This is a genomic window from Lysobacter sp. SCRH-1R, from assembly GCF_057747855.1.
The window spans coordinates 704,797-719,027 of sequence record NZ_CM173227.1; the positions used below are offsets into that span (position 1 = coordinate 704,797).

Annotated in this window: 10 protein-coding genes and 1 pseudogene; 6 read left to right on the plus strand and 5 right to left on the minus strand. The window is 66.7% G+C overall.

What is annotated here, in order from left to right:
• The first annotated feature begins 1 nt into the window (after position 1).
• The 3 genes and pseudogenes from ftsA (at position 2) to lpxC (ending at position 3,858) form a co-directional block, all read left to right on the plus strand.
• On the plus strand, positions 2 to 1,237 hold the full coding sequence (gene ftsA, locus AC3ANK_RS03205; RefSeq protein WP_115841421.1) for a cell division protein FtsA: 1,236 nt from the start codon (positions 2 to 4) through the stop codon (positions 1,235 to 1,237).
• Positions 1,238 to 1,418: 181 nt separating this feature from the next.
• Positions 1,419 to 2,478: pseudogene (gene ftsZ / locus AC3ANK_RS03210) on the plus strand (cell division protein FtsZ); the annotation flags it as partial.
• Positions 2,479 to 2,943: 465 nt separating this feature from the next.
• Complete coding sequence (gene lpxC / locus AC3ANK_RS03215) at positions 2,944 to 3,858, plus strand: UDP-3-O-acyl-N-acetylglucosamine deacetylase (RefSeq protein WP_484172115.1); 915 nt, start codon at positions 2,944 to 2,946, stop codon at positions 3,856 to 3,858.
• A 219-nt stretch (positions 3,859 to 4,077) separates the two neighbouring features.
• On the opposite strand, the gene AC3ANK_RS03220 is transcribed toward lpxC, so the two are convergent.
• Entirely contained in the window at positions 4,078 to 4,536 is a 459-nt protein-coding gene (locus tag AC3ANK_RS03220) for a DciA family protein (protein ID WP_484172116.1), read from the minus strand.
• Here AC3ANK_RS03220 and AC3ANK_RS03225 point away from each other — a divergent pair.
• The 3 genes from AC3ANK_RS03225 to AC3ANK_RS03235 all read left to right on the plus strand — a co-directional run bounded on the left by AC3ANK_RS03225 (position 4,535) and on the right by AC3ANK_RS03235 (position 9,568).
• Complete coding sequence (locus AC3ANK_RS03225) at positions 4,535 to 5,458, plus strand: M23 family metallopeptidase (RefSeq protein WP_206860001.1); 924 nt, start codon at positions 4,535 to 4,537, stop codon at positions 5,456 to 5,458. The two genes, AC3ANK_RS03220 and AC3ANK_RS03225, sit on opposite strands and share 2 nt — an antisense overlap.
• Before the next feature lie 309 nt (positions 5,459 to 5,767).
• A complete protein-coding gene (gene secA / locus AC3ANK_RS03230) occupies positions 5,768 to 8,497 on the plus strand; it encodes a preprotein translocase subunit SecA (protein WP_206860000.1) in 2,730 nt (909 codons plus the stop codon).
• A 75-nt stretch (positions 8,498 to 8,572) separates the two neighbouring features.
• Positions 8,573 to 9,568, plus strand: coding sequence for a Nudix family hydrolase (locus AC3ANK_RS03235; protein ID WP_242524986.1), 996 nt, complete (start codon positions 8,573 to 8,575; stop codon positions 9,566 to 9,568).
• A 21-nt stretch (positions 9,569 to 9,589) separates the two neighbouring features.
• Here the strand turns inward: AC3ANK_RS03235 and coaE are convergent, their stop codons facing one another.
• Genes coaE through pilB form a run of 4 tightly spaced genes read right to left on the minus strand, consistent with a single transcriptional unit; the run spans position 9,590 to position 14,129 of the window.
• Positions 9,590 to 10,207, minus strand: a complete 618-nt coding sequence (coaE, locus tag AC3ANK_RS03240) for a dephospho-CoA kinase (protein ID WP_484172117.1) — start codon at positions 10,205 to 10,207, stop codon at positions 9,590 to 9,592.
• 55 nt (positions 10,208 to 10,262) lie between these two features.
• Positions 10,263 to 11,126, minus strand: a complete 864-nt coding sequence (locus AC3ANK_RS03245) for a prepilin peptidase (RefSeq protein ID WP_206859998.1) — start codon at positions 11,124 to 11,126, stop codon at positions 10,263 to 10,265.
• A gap of 18 nt (positions 11,127 to 11,144) precedes the next feature.
• Positions 11,145 to 12,401 (minus strand): type II secretion system F family protein, encoded by a 1,257-nt coding sequence (locus AC3ANK_RS03250; RefSeq protein WP_206859997.1) that lies wholly within the window; start codon positions 12,399 to 12,401, stop codon positions 11,145 to 11,147.
• 3 nt (positions 12,402 to 12,404) lie between these two features.
• Positions 12,405 to 14,129: a type IV-A pilus assembly ATPase PilB gene (gene pilB / locus AC3ANK_RS03255; RefSeq protein WP_206859996.1), complete on the minus strand. Its 1,725-nt coding sequence runs from the start codon at positions 14,127 to 14,129 to the stop codon at positions 12,405 to 12,407.
• Between the last annotated feature and the right edge of the window lie 102 nt (positions 14,130 to 14,231).

The following is a 14,231-nucleotide window of genomic DNA, read 5'->3' on the forward strand; positions in this document are numbered from 1 at the left end:
TATGAATCGCAAGGGTGACAAGTCGCTGATCGTCGGCCTCGACATCGGCACCTCGAAGGTGGTGGCGCTGGTGGGTGAATACTCGCCGGGCAACCCGATCGAGGTGATCGGTATCGGCTCGCACGAATCGCGCGGCCTCAAGCGCGGCGTCGTGGTGGACATCGAGTCCACCGTGCAGTCGATCCAGCGCGCCATTGAGGAAGCCGAGCTGATGGCCGGCTGCGAGATCCGCTCGGTCTACGCGTCGATCTCCGGCAACCACGTGCAGTGCCGCAACTCGCAGGGCATCGCACCGATCCGCGACGGCGAAGTCACGTACGGCGACCTGGACCGCGTGCTCGAAGCGGCCAAGGCCGTTGCGATCCCGGCCGACCAGAAGATCCTGCACGCGATCCCGCGCGACTACGTGCTCGACGATTCGCAGGAAGGCATCCGCAATCCCGTCGGCATGACCGGCGTGCGCCTGGAAGTGCATGCGCACCTGGTCGTGTGCGCGCAGTCGGCGGCGGCGAACATCAGCAAGTGCGTGCAGCGCTGCGGCCTGCAGGTGGACGACCTGATCCTCAGCGTGCTCGCCTCCAGCCAGGCCGTGCTCACCAGCGACGAGCGCGAACTCGGCGTGGTGCTGGTCGATATCGGCGCGGGCACGACCGACATCGCGGTGTTCGTCGGCGGCGCGATCGCGCACAGCGCGAGCCTTCCGATCGCCGGCGACAAGGTGACCGAGGACATCGCGCACATGCTGCGCACGCCGACGCCGGAAGCCGAGCAGATCAAGGTGCGCTACGCCTGCGCGCTGGCGCAGATGGCGACGGCGGAAGAATCCATCCAGGTACCGAGCGTCGGCGATCGCCCGCCGCGCCGCATGCCGCGCGCGTCGCTCGCGCAGGCCGTGCAGGCGCGTTACGAGGAGATCTTCGAAATGATCCAGGCCGAGCTGCGCCGCAGCGGCTTCGAGCAGCACGTGCGCGCCGGCATGGTGCTCACCGGCGGCGCCGCGAAGATGGAAGGCGTGGTCGAGCTGGCCGAGGAAATGCTGCAGATGCCGGTGCGCGTGGGCATTCCGCAGCACGTGACCGGTCTTGGCGAAGTGGTGGGCAACCCGGTGCACGCCACCGGCGTGGGCCTGCTGCTGATGGGCAGCCAGATCGAGAACCCGCGCCGTCCGGTGATTCCGACCGGCCGAGCGGGGAGCTTCTTCAACAAGATCAAGAACTGGTATCGCGGCGAGTTCTGACGACGCGGCAACCAGGGGTTTTCAAGGAATCGACGCGGCATGGGCCGACGCCGGTTCCCGATCCGGGCAGGGCCTGGATCGATCGGGCAGGCGAGGCGATGACGGCAGTACTTGCGGTTCCGGCACTACGACGATTCGAAAGCACAGCAAATAACTAGCACTACATAACGAGGACGACGACATGGCACATTTCGAACTGGTTGAAAAAATGGCCCCGAACGCGGTCATCAAGGTGGTCGGCGTGGGCGGCGGCGGCGGCAACGCCGTGGCGCACATGGTCAGCGGCAACGTCGATGGCGTGGAGTTCATCACCGCCAACACCGACGCGCAGGCCATCAAGAACTGCGGCGCGAAGCTGCAGCTGCAGCTGGGCAGCAACGTCACCAAGGGCCTGGGCGCAGGCGCGAATCCGGAAGTCGGCCGCCAGGCTGCGCTGGAAGACCGCGAACGCATCATGGACGCGCTGACCGGCGCCGACATGGTGTTCATCACCGCCGGCATGGGGGGCGGCACGGGCACGGGCGCTGCGCCGGTCGTGGCGCAGCTGGCCAAGGAGATGGGCATCCTGACGGTGGCCGTGGTCACCAAGCCGTTCCCGTTCGAAGGCCGTCGCCGCATGCAGGTCGCGCTGAAGGGCATCGAGGAACTGAGCCACCACTGCGACTCGCTGATCACCATCCCGAACGAGAAGCTGATCACCGTGCTCGGTCGCAACGCGACGATGATCCAGGCCTTCCGCGCCGCCAACGACGTGCTGCTCGGCGCCGTGCAGGGCATCGCCGACCTGATCGTGCGTCCGGGCCTGATCAACGTCGACTTCGCCGACGTGCGCACCGTGATGAGCGAGATGGGCCTGGCGATGATGGGCACGGGCGCCGCGCGCGGCGACGATCGTGCACAGGCCGCGGCGGAAGCGGCGATCCAGAACCCGCTGCTGGACGACGTGAACCTGTCCGGCGCCAACGGCATCCTGGTCAACATCACCGCCGGTCCGGATTTCACGATGGCCGAGTTCGACGAAGTCGGCCGCACCATCGAGAACTTCGCCTCGGAGGACGCGACCGTCGTCATCGGCACCGTGCTGGATCCGGACATGCAGGACGAGGTGAAGGTCACCGTGGTCGCCACGGGCCTGAACCGGGCTGTCGCCCGCCAGAGCCAGCGCAGCAACGAGCGCGAGGCGTACCGCGCCCCGATTTCGCTGGTGCGCAACGCTACGACCGGCCAGCCGGAATTCTCGGCGATGGACGAGATGCCGTCGGCCCGCCCGAGCTTCGGCAACAGTCTGCGCGGCAGCGCCGGCGCCCGCAGCGCGGAACCGGCGGCGACGCCGGCCGTGGCGGACTTCGGCAGCGACAGCAGCTACCTGGACATCCCCGCGTTCCTGCGCCGCCAGGCTGACTGACGTACCTCGTCCGGCGGCGCTTCAACCCGCCGCCGGACGCTGAGCTTCACCCGGCCTTCCGCGGCGACGGGGAAGGCCATGTCGCCGTCGTCCTTCTGGCCCCTCGTGGGGCAGGGGCCGGCCGGTCCGCCCAGGCGGGTCCGGCCGGCCGTCTTGACGCCGGCTTTCCGTGACTCGTTTCCGTCATGGTTCAGCGTTCGCGGTGCTATTCTTGCCGGCCGTTCAGGCGAGAACCATTTGCATTCGCCTGCGGTCGCACACACCTGTAACAAGAAGAACGCCGCCTCCCAAGGTTCCCCCCATGCTGCGCCAGCGCACCCTCAAGAACGTGATCCGCGCCACCGGCGTGGGCCTGCACAGCGGCGAGAAGGTGTTTCTCACGCTGCGTCCGGCGCCGGTCGATACCGGGATCGTGTTCCGTCGCGTGGACCTGGACCCGGTGGTGGAAGTGCCGGCCAGCGCCGAGCTGGTCACCGAGACCACGCTCTGCACGGGCCTGAGCTGCGGTCCGGCCAAGATCCAGACCGTCGAGCACCTGCTGTCCGCGCTGGCGGGCCTGGGCATCGACAATCTCTATGTGGAGCTGTCCGCGGCCGAAGTGCCGATCATGGACGGCTCCTCCGGTCCGTTCGTGTTCCTGCTGCAGTCGGCGGGCATCCTCGAACAGGACGCGCCCAAGCGCTTCATCCGCATCCGCCAGCCGGTGGAAGTGCGCGAGGGCGACAAGGTCGCGCGGTTCGAGCCGTACGACGGCTTCCGCCTCGACTTCACCGTGCAGTTCGACCATCCGGCGATCCCGGCGTCGCAGTCGCGCGCGGTGGTGGAGTTCTCCACCGCCAACTACATCCAGGAAGTCAGCCGCGCCCGCACGTTCGGTTTCATGCGCGACCTGGAATACATGCGCGAGCGCAACCTCGGCCTAGGCGGCTCGATGGACAACGCGATCGTGCTGGACGAATTCCGCGTGCTGAACGACGACGGCCTGCGTTACGCCGACGAATTCGTCCGCCACAAGATCCTCGACGCCGTCGGCGACCTGTACCTGGCGGGGCGTCCGATCATCGGGGCCTATGTCGGCTACAAGTCCGGCCACGCGCTCAACAACAAGCTGGTGCGTGCGCTGCTCGCCGAGCGCTCGGCCTGGGACGAGGTCAGCTTCACCGAGTCCGACCTCCACGACGCGCCCGTCACCTACGGGATTCCGGCAACCGCCTGAGCGCGGTTCGCAAAGCGGCTGGGCACACGCCGCAAGCGTTTTCATGAATTGGGCGGGCGTCACAGACGTGAACTTCACGTGACGTATTAACCTTTTTTTAACTAAATATTTCCGAAAGGTTTCTAACCTCTTAACAAATTCAAGGGGTTAGCCCTTTAGCATGCCCCGGACCCTGGTGTATCGACGCAATGGCGACACCTCAGCCGATGCGAAGAAATCTCAGGTCGGATCCCGGGAACCGGAAGTATCCGGGTCTTTCAGGGAATCCAGCGCTGCCTGCAGAGCCTGCAGTGCAGTGGCGGAGATGGGTTTGGCTTTCCGGTCCGATTGCGGGGAGGCAATCACCGGCGTTGTCGTTTTGACGATGAGTTCAGCCGCATCCAGCCCGATGGAACGGGCCGCGTCGAGCAGTTCAGGGGCAGCGAGCCGCATCTTGGCCCGCCATACCGGGGCATCGACGACAAACACGAGCCGGCCACCCCGCTCGTAGTTGGCCAGTCGCGCATGCGCGGCCAGCGACGGTGGGAGGAGCGGGCGAAACCGTTGGTCCAGTTCGTCGAGCCAAAGGGCACGTCGTACCGGACCGCCAGCGGGCTCGGCGAGCAGCGCATCCAGCGCGGCACGTGGAGTCGAGGGGCCGCCTTTGCGGGGCCTGGGCTTGGAATCAGAACTGGACATGACTTATTCGACCATCCTAAACAAATCGCGCGTGCAGCTCTCGCATTGGCTGCATCGCGCCGGCCACTGGGGCGCGCAGCGTCCCGCGCTGGCGATGGCGCTGCTGCTGGGCACCGGCACCGCGCTCGGCGCGGGCATCGGCCTGGCCGACAACGCCGTCCTGCGCAGCAAGGCCGACCGGCAGGAGGCGCTGATCGAAGCGACCCGCCGCGACGCACAGCGTGAAATCAACGCCCTGGCCGCCCGCATGGGCGAGCTCCAGGCCGAGGCCAACCGCCTCAACGCCCTCGGCGAGCGCCTGACCCGCATCGGCCAGCTCCAGGACGGCGAGTTCGACTTCGACAAGCCGGTGGGCGTCGGTGGTGTCGGCCCCGTGCGCGACATGACCAAGTCCGAACTGGACGATGGCATGGCCACGCTGGACGCGCAGTTCAAGGCGTCGGGCGAGCAGCTGTCGGTGCTGGAATCGCTGCTGTTCAACCGCCAGCTCGACATGAACGCCGTGCCGGGCCGCGAGCCGATCGCCAACAGCTACATCACCTCCGGCTTCGGCGGTCGCGCCGACCCCTTCAGCGGCGGGCATGCCAACCACAAGGGCATCGATTTCAAGGCGAACGTCGGCGATCCGGTGCTCGCGGTGGCCGACGGCGTGGTCAGCTACTCGGGCGTGCGCTCGGGCTACGGCAACGTCATCGAAGTGGATCACGGCAACGGCTACGTCACACGCTACGCGCACAATTCGCGCCTGACCCGCAAGGTCGGCGAGCTGGTCCGCGCCGGGCAGGAAATCGCCAAGGCCGGTTCCACGGGCCGTTCGACCGGCGCCCACGTGCACTTCGAGGTGTGGGAGAACGGCCGGGTCGTGAACCCCCGCAAGTTCCTCAGCCAGCAGTCGCCGCTGAAGATGGAGATCAAGGGCTGAAGTAGGCGTCAGGGGAGGGATGGGTGAGACTTCGGGGCAACCGGACGCCTCGCGAGGATCCCGGGCCCTCCGCGACACGCTCCAGGCGCCCGGACGGTGCAAGGCGGTGCCTTGCAAGCACCCGCCCTCGCCCACACGCTACAATCGGCGTGGCCACAGTTCAGGCTCGAGACGATCGGGGCGCGCGGCGCCCCGATTTCATTTGAGCCGGCCAGAGCCTTCCTTCGGGGAACTCGCTGGCGGACGCGGACTCTGATGCGTCCAGCCGCCGGTTTCCCTGTTCCGCTACAACGGACCCAGTCGCACTCCATGCTCAACAGCCTGCTTACCCGCGTTTTCGGCAGCCGTAACGAACGCCTGCTGCGCCAACTGCAACGCTCCGTCGCCAAGATCAACGCACTTGAGCCGGAGATGCAGAAGCTCTCCGACGAGCAGCTGCAGGCCAAGACGCCGGAGTTCCAGAAGCGCATCGCCGATGGCGAATCGCTCGACAGGATCCTGCCGGAGGCGTTCGCCGTCTGCCGCGAGGCGTCCAAGCGCGTGCTCGGCATGCGCCACTACGACGTCCAGCTGATCGGCGGCATGGTCCTGCACCTGGGCAAGATCGCCGAAATGCGTACCGGCGAAGGCAAGACCCTCGTCGCGACCCTGCCGGTCTACCTCAATGCGCTGGAAGGCAAGGGCGTCCACGTCGTCACCGTGAACGACTACCTCGCCCGCCGCGACTCGGCCTGGATGGGCCGCCTGTACAACTGGCTGGGCCTGTCGGTCGGCGTCGTCTACCCCGGCATGCCGCACGGCGACAAGCACGCGGCGTACGGCGCGGACATCACCTACGGCACCAACAACGAATTCGGCTTCGACTACCTGCGCGACAACATGGCGCTGTCGAAGGACGACCGCTTCCAGCGCGGCCTGCATTACGCGATCGTCGACGAGGTCGACTCGATCCTGATCGACGAGGCACGCACGCCGCTGATCATCTCCGGCCCGGCCGACGAGTCGCCGGAGCTGTACATCAAGGTCAACCGCATCGTCCCGCAGCTGTCGCGCCAGGCGACGGAAGACAGCGAAGGCGACTACTGGGTCGACGAGAAGAGCAAGCAGGTGCACCTGTCCGAAGCCGGCCAGGAACACGCCGAGGACCTGCTGCGCCAGGCCGGCATCCTGCAGGGCGACGACGATTCGCTGTACGGCGCGCAGAACCTCAGCGTCGTGCACCACCTCAATGCCGCCATGCGCGCGCACGCCATCTACCAGCGCGACGTGGACTACATCGTGCGCGACGGCGAGGTGGTGATCGTCGACGAATTCACCGGCCGCACGCTGGCCGGCCGCCGCTGGTCGGACGGCCTGCACCAGGCGGTGGAAGCGAAGGAAGGCGTGCCGGTCCAGCGCGAGAACCAGACGCTGGCGAGCATTACCTTCCAGAACCTGTTCCGCATGTACAAGAAGCTGTCCGGCATGACCGGTACGGCGGACACCGAAGCGTACGAGTTCCAGAGCATCTACGGCCTGGAAGTCATCGTGATCCCGACCCACAAGCCGGTGCAGCGAAAGGATCACCCCGACGCGGTGTTCCTCAACCGCAACGGCAAGTACCGAGCGGTGCTCAACGAGATCAAGGACGCCAACGCGCGCAAGCAGCCGGTGCTGGTCGGCACGACCTCGATCGAAGTGTCGGAAATGCTCAGCCAGCAGCTGCGCGATGCCGGCATCCACCACGAGGTGCTCAACGCCAAGCAGCACGAGCGCGAGGCGCAGATCGTCGCGCAGGCCGGTCGCCCGGGCGCGATCACCATCGCCACCAACATGGCCGGCCGCGGTACCGACATCGTGCTGGGCGGTTCGCTCGAGAACGAGATCGCCGAGCATGAGTCGCGCAACGGCGGCGAGATCGACGAAGTCACCAAGGCCCGCCTGAAGTCCGAATGGCAGGCGCGCCACGAAGCGGTCAAGGCCGCCGGCGGCCTGCACATCGTCGGCACCGAGCGCCACGAAAGCCGCCGCATCGACAACCAGCTGCGCGGACGCGCCGGCCGCCAGGGCGACCCGGGCTCCTCGCGCTTCTACCTGTCGCTCGAAGACAACCTGATGCGCATCTTCGCGGCCGACTGGGTGCAGCGCGTGATGGCGCGCATGGGCCTGAAGGAAGACGACATCATCGAAAGCCCGCTGGTGACCAAGCAGATCGCCAACGCGCAACGCAAGGTCGAAGCCCACAACTTCGACATCCGCAAGAACCTGCTGGACTTCGACGACGTCAACAACGACCAGCGCAAGGTGATCTACGCCCAGCGCGACGAACTGCTGGAAGCCGAGAGCGTCCAGGAGAACATCGAGGGCATCCGCGGCGACGTGGTGGCCGATACGGTGGCGCGCTTCGTCCCGCCGAACTCGGTGGAAGACCAGTGGGACCTGCAGGGCCTGGAAGCGACGCTCGCCTCGGAGTTCGGCGTGCAGATGTCGCTGGCCGACTTCGTCGGCAAGAGCGAGGAAGTCGACGCCGAGACGATCGAGCGCCTCGTGCAGGAAGCCGTCGAAGGTCACTTCGCGCAACGCGAGACGCAGCTGGGCGGCGAGACGATGCGCCTGCTGGAAAAGCACATCATGCTCAACGTGCTCGACCAGAACTGGAAGGAGCACCTGGCGCGCATGGACTACCTGCGCCAGGGCATCCACCTGCGCGGCTACGCGCAGAAGCAGCCCAAGCAGGAATACAAGAAGGAAGCCTTCGAGCTGTTCTCCGAGATGCTGGAGAAGGTCAAGCGCGAAGTCGTGACCCTGCTGGCGCGCGTGCGCATCCGCAGCGAGGAGGAGATCGCCGCGATGGAAGCGCAGGAGCGCGCTGCCGCCGAGGCGCAGGCCCGGCAGATGCAGTTCCAGCACGCCTCCGCCGGTGGCTACGGCGCCGACGAGGAAGCCGCGCAGGCGCAGGCGGGCGCGGGCGGCGATGTGTTCGCCAATGTCGGCCGCAACGATCCCTGCCCCTGCGGCAGCGGCAAGAAGTACAAGCATTGCCATGGGCAGATCGCCTGACGGCAGCGACTCCGCAGGCCCTCTCCCGCGCGCGGGGGAGGGCAGCCGGAATGCGCGACGCGTTCCGGTGAATGGATGAGCATCACCGCTTCGAAGGACGCCCCGCCGGCCATCGTGCCGGGCGCCGGGTTGCGTCATGTCGAAGTCGTCGCGGGCGTGATCCGCGATGCGCGCGGACGCGTGCTGCTCGCGCGACGCACCGAAGGCCGCGACCTCGCGGGCCTGTGGGAATTCCCCGGCGGCAAGCACGAACCCGGCGAATCCGCCGAAGCGGCGCTGGCGCGCGAGCTGCACGAGGAGCTCGGCATCGAGGTCGACATCGGCGCGCCGCTGATCAATGTCCCCCAGCGTTATCCCGACAAGCGCCTGCGCCTGGACGTGCGCGTCATCGCCGCATGGCGCGGCCACGCGCGCGGGCTGGAAGGGCAGGCGCTGGTCTGGGTGCCGCCGCAGAAGCTGGCGAGCTATTCGATGCCGCCGGCCGACCGGCCCGTCGTCGCGGCGCTGCTGCAACCGCCGACGTATCTGGTGACGCCAATGCCCGATGGCGGCGACATCGCGTGGCTGGCGCAGCTCGAACAGGCCTTGGCGAACGGCGTTCGTCGCGTGCAACTGCGCGCGACGGGCCTGGATGACGGACGCTGGCGTTCGCTCGTCGCACGCGCGGCGCACGCCTGCCGGCAGGCCGGGGCCGACGTGCTGGTGAATGGCGACGCCACGCTCGCGGTGGAGTTCGGCATCGGCCTGCATCTGCCGGGGCGCCAGTTGCATGCGCTGTCCGGCCGGCCCATTCCGGACGGGCTGCCGCTGGCCGCCTCCTGTCACGACGTCGAGGACCTGCTCGCCGCCGAGGCGATGGGATGCGACTTCGCGCTGCTCGGCACGATCAAGCCGACGCCGAGCCACCCGGGCGTGGAAGGCATCGGTTGGGACGGTTTCGCGCAGATGCGCGAACGCGTGTCGTTGCCGATCTACGCCATCGGCGGCCTCGGCCCGGCCGACGTCGAGGAGGCCCGTGCGCATGGCGCGCAGGGCATCGCGGCGATACGGGGCTTGTGGCCTTCGACGTGAGCGCGCGCGGGGCGCAGGATCCTATCCGCTGACCGCAGCCAGCGACCGGTAACGCCGATCCAGCGCCGCCACATGCGCGGCGAGTGCTTCGATCGGCCCGTCATTCACGATGACGTCGTCCGCGATCGCGAGCCGCTGGTCACGCGTGGCCTGCGCGGCGATCATCCGCTGCGCCAGTTCCGCATCGACGCGGTCGCGCGCCATGACGCGCGCGCGCTGCACGTCGACCGACACATCGACGACGAGGATGCGCGAGAGCCACGGATAAGCGGCACGACCGCCGCCTTCGGCCAGCAGCGGGATCGCGGCGACCGCGTACGGCCCAGGCGCCGCGGCGGAGGTCTCGCGCAGGCTCGCGCGCACGCGGGGATGGATGATGGCTTCCAGGCGGCGGCGTGCGGCGGCGTCGCCGAAGACGTGGCGGCGCATCGCGGCGCGATCCAGGCTGCCGTCGGGCGCGAGCACGTCGGCGCCGAAGCCCGCGACCACCTCGGCCAGTCCTTCCGAACCCGGGGACACCGCTTCGCGGGCGGCGACGTCCGCGTCCGCGACGACGACGCCCAGCGCCTCGAAGCGGCGCGTGACTTCGCTCTTGCCGGAGGCCACGCCTCCGGTAACGCCGATGATGAATCCGCTCATGGACCTGCGCGCCGCTCCGGGGCGGCTAGGGTAAACCGGCGCGAGCGGTGCCCGTCTATTTCAGTCCGGCGATCTGCATGTACGAGCCGATCAGCTGGTCGCCCCAGAAGAAGGTGATCCAGCCGGCGATGGCGAGGTACGGGCCGAACGGAATCGGCGTCGCGCGGTCGCGACCCTTCATCGCCAGCCAGACCGATCCGACGATCGCGCCGACGACGGACGACAACAGGATCGTCGGCAGGATTCCCTTGAGCCCCGTCCAGGCACCGATGGCCGCCAGCAGCTTGAAGTCGCCGTGGCCCATGCCTTCCTTGCCGGTGAGCTGCTTGAACAGCCACCACACGATCCACAGGCTGAGGTAGCCCGCCACCGCGCCCAGCAACGCCGGCTTGGCCGGGAAGTACAGGTTGTCCGATGCCGCGATCAGGCCCAGCCACATCAGCGGCAGGGTGAGCTGGTCGGGCAGCAGTTGCGTGCGCAGGTCGATGCCGGACAGCACGATCAGGAAGCAGGTGAAGACGATCGCGCCGAAACCCTGCCAGCCGAAGCCGAAGCGCCACACGCTCGCGACCACCAGCAGCATCGTCAGCAGCTCGATGGCCGGGTATTGCGGGGAGATCGGCGCCTTGCAGTTGCGGCACTTCCCGCGCAGCGCGAGGTAGCTGAACACCGGGATGTTCTCGTACCACGACAGCTGGTGCTTGCAGTGTGGACAGTGCGAGCGCTCGACCACGATCCCCGGTGGCGGCGGATCGTAGGTGTCGGGCTCGCCGAGCACCTCGCGGCTGTCGCGCCGCCACTGCCATTCCAGCCGCTTGGGCAGCCGCAGGATGACCACGTTGAGGAAACTGCCGACCAGCAGGCCGAGTCCGGCCGCCAGCGGGAAACCGATGGCGGGGTTTTGATCGAGGAATGCCATTAAGGAGCAGGTTCGAGGTTAGATGGCCGCACCGAGCTTGAAGATGGGGAGGTACATGCCGATCACCATGCCGCCGATCAGCACGCCCAGCACCACCATGATCATAGGCTCGATCAGGCTCGACAGGGCATCCACCGCGTTGTTGACCTCCTGCTCGTAGAACTCGGCCACCTTGAACAGCATTGAGTCCAGCGCACCGGCTTCTTCGCCGATCGCGGTCATCTGGATCACCATGTGCGGGAACAGGTTCACCTGCTTCATCGCGAGGTTGACCTGGTAGCCCACCGATACGTCGTCGCGAATGCGCTTCACCGCCTTCTCGTAGACGGTGTTGCCGGTGGCGCCCGCAACGGTGTCAAGGGCCTCCACCAGCGGCACGCCCGCCTTGAAGGTCACTGCCAGTGTTCGGGCGAAACGGGCGATGGCCGAGTTGTGCATCACCTGGCCGATGACGGGGAGCTTCAGTACCATGCGGTCGAGGAAGTGCGAGAAGGCCAATGACCGGTTCTTGGCCATGATGAAGGCTACGCCAGTGCCTATTACGCTGACCAGCATCAGCCACCAGTAGCTGATCATGAACTCGCTCATGGCGATGATCATGAGCGTGAAAGCAGGCAGGTCGGCGCCGAAATTGCTGAATACTTCCTTGAACTGCGGCACCACGAAGATCAGCAGGATTGCGCTCACCAGGATCGCCACGGCGATCACCGCGGCCGGATAGAACAGCGCCTTCTTGATCTTGCCCTTCAGTGCTTCCAGGTTTTCCTTGTAGGTCGCGATAGTGTCGAGGACGGTCTCGAGCACACCCGCCGACTCGCCCGCCTTGACGAGGTTGCGGTACAGCTCGTCGAACTGCACCGGGTGCTTGGTCAGTGACTCATAGAGCGACGAACCGTTCTCCAGGTCCGAGCGGATGGCATTCACCATCTGCTTCATCCTGGGATTCTTGTGGCCGTTGCCGATGATCTCCAGCGCACCGACGATCGGTACGCCCGACTTCATCATCGTGGCGATCTGGCGGCTGAAGACGGCGATATCGAGCGGAGTGATGCGCTTTCCGGCGCCGCCGAACAGCGGCTTCGGTTTCACCTTCACCACGCCGGGCGTGATGCCCTGGCGGCGCAGCTCGGCACGCACGAAGTTGGCGTTCTTCGCCTGCTGCTCGCCCTTCATCTTCACGCCACGCTTGTCCGTGCCTTCCCACACGAACATGGGCATGGCCTCGACGCGTCGCGCGTTCTGTTGCGTCTTGGAGATCGTACGGGTAGCGGACATGGCTTAGTCCTTGGTAACGCGGTTGATTTCGGCGAGGCTGGTGACGCCGTTCTTTACTTTCAGCAGGGCGGACTGGCGAAGGTCGCGGATGCCCGCCTTCTGCGCCGCTTCGGCGATCTGCATGGCGTTGCCGCCTTCCAGGATGATGGCCTGGATCTCTTCGGACATCGGCATCACCTGGTAGATGCCGGTGCGCCCCTTGTAGCCCTCGGTGCAGTCGGGGCAACCGACAGGCTCGTAGATCTTCAGGCCGGCGGCCACTTCCTCTTGCGAGAAGCCTTCGGCCAGCAGCGCGTGCCCGGGCAGTTCGACTTCGCGCTTGCAGTCGTGCAGGCGGCGCGCCAGTCGCTGGGCGATCACGAGCGTCACCGACGAGGTGATGTTGTACGGCGCCACGCCCATGTTCATCAGACGCGCGATGGTCTGCGGCGCGTCGTTGGTATGAAGGGTGGACAGCACCATGTGGCCCGTCTGCGCGGCCTTGATGCCGATCTCGGCGGTTTCGAGGTCGCGGATTTCGCCGACCATGATCACGTCCGGGTCCTGGCGCAGGAAGCTGCGCAGCGCGGCGGCGAAAGTCATGCCGCGCTTGACGTTCATCTGCACCTGGTTGATGCCCGGCACGCGGATTTCGACCGGGTCCTCGACGGTGGAGATGTTGCGCTGGTCGTCGTTGAGGATGTTCAGCGCGGTATACAGCGACACGGTTTTACCGGAGCCGGTGGGGCCGGTGACCAGCACCATGCCGTAGGGCTTCTGGATCGCCGCGAGGAACAGGTCCTTCTGGTCGTCCTCGTAGCCCAGCTTGTCGATGCCGAGCCTGGCGGCGCTGCCGTCCAGCACACGCAGCACGACCTTCTCGCCGAACAGCGTCGGCAGCGTGCTGACGCGGAAGTCGATCTGCTTGGTCTTGGACAGGTTGAGCTTGATGCGGCCGTCCTGCGGCACGCGCTTCTCGGCGATGTCCAGCTGCGCCATCACCTTCAGGCGCGCGGCGATGCGCGCCTGCAGCTTGACCGGGACTTTCGCCACCGTCTTGAGGATGCCGTCGATGCGCAGGCGCACGCGGTATTCGGTTTCGTACGGCTCGAAATGGATGTCCGATGCGCCCCGGCGGATCGCGTCCACCAGCACCTTGTTGACGAACTTGACGACAGGCGTGTCGTCGCCTTTCGCGTCAACGCCGCTGTCGCTGGACAGATCGTCGTCCTTGCCGACGTCGAGCGTTTCGAGACCTTCGCCGTCGTCGCCCACGGCATCGCCGAGCGCGTCGGTGTGTTCGAGGGCCTTCTCCACGCTTCGTACGATCGTGTCCTGGTCGACCAGGATCGGCTCGATCGTCAGGTTCGTGTGGAACTTGATTTCGTCCAGCGCGTGCGAGTTGGTGGGGTCCGCGACGCCGAGGAACAGCTTGCCGCCGCGCTTGAACAGCGGCAGCACGTGATGCTTGCGCAGCAGTTCCTCGCTGACCAGTCGCACGGCCATCTGCGAAGGGTCGAGCGCGGCGGCGTCGAAGATCGGAATGCCGAATTCGACCGAGTTGGCCGCGGCCATCGCCTTGGGCGTGACCAGCCGTTTTTCGGTCAGGTAGGCGGCAATCGGTTTGCGTTCAGCGCTGGCAGCGCGCATGGCCTCACGGGCGGCGTGTTCTTCGAGCGCGCCGTCCAGAACCAGGCGTCGTGCAATACCGGTGACCCCCACCAGGTTGGCCGTGGCGACCGTGGACATGGTTGACCTTCTGTTTTCCCCGTCTGCAATGTACTCCAAGTCGCCCAGAATGGGGTGTTTCAAGGGCCGGGCCTGAGAGCGGCATCACGTCTCGGCCGTGAA

What these genes read in the sequence shown, in the direction of transcription:
- ftsA (WP_115841421.1), top strand. Translation starts at nt 2, where the DNA reads ATGAATCGCAAGGGTGACAAGTCGCTGATCGTCGGCCTCGACATCGGC.
- lpxC (WP_484172115.1), top strand. Translation starts at nt 2,944, where the DNA reads ATGCTGCGCCAGCGCACCCTCAAGAACGTGATCCGCGCCACCGGCGTG.
- AC3ANK_RS03225 (WP_206860001.1), top strand. Translation starts at nt 4,535, where the DNA reads ATGACTTATTCGACCATCCTAAACAAATCGCGCGTGCAGCTCTCGCAT.
- AC3ANK_RS03220 (WP_484172116.1), bottom strand. Translation starts at nt 4,536, where the DNA reads ATGTCCAGTTCTGATTCCAAGCCCAGGCCCCGCAAAGGCGGCCCCTCG.
- secA (WP_206860000.1), top strand. Translation starts at nt 5,768, where the DNA reads ATGCTCAACAGCCTGCTTACCCGCGTTTTCGGCAGCCGTAACGAACGC.
- AC3ANK_RS03235 (WP_242524986.1), top strand. Translation starts at nt 8,573, where the DNA reads ATGAGCATCACCGCTTCGAAGGACGCCCCGCCGGCCATCGTGCCGGGC.
- coaE (WP_484172117.1), bottom strand. Translation starts at nt 10,207, where the DNA reads ATGAGCGGATTCATCATCGGCGTTACCGGAGGCGTGGCCTCCGGCAAG.
- AC3ANK_RS03245 (WP_206859998.1), bottom strand. Translation starts at nt 11,126, where the DNA reads ATGGCATTCCTCGATCAAAACCCCGCCATCGGTTTCCCGCTGGCGGCC.
- AC3ANK_RS03250 (WP_206859997.1), bottom strand. Translation starts at nt 12,401, where the DNA reads ATGTCCGCTACCCGTACGATCTCCAAGACGCAACAGAACGCGCGACGC.
- pilB (WP_206859996.1), bottom strand. Translation starts at nt 14,129, where the DNA reads ATGTCCACGGTCGCCACGGCCAACCTGGTGGGGGTCACCGGTATTGCA.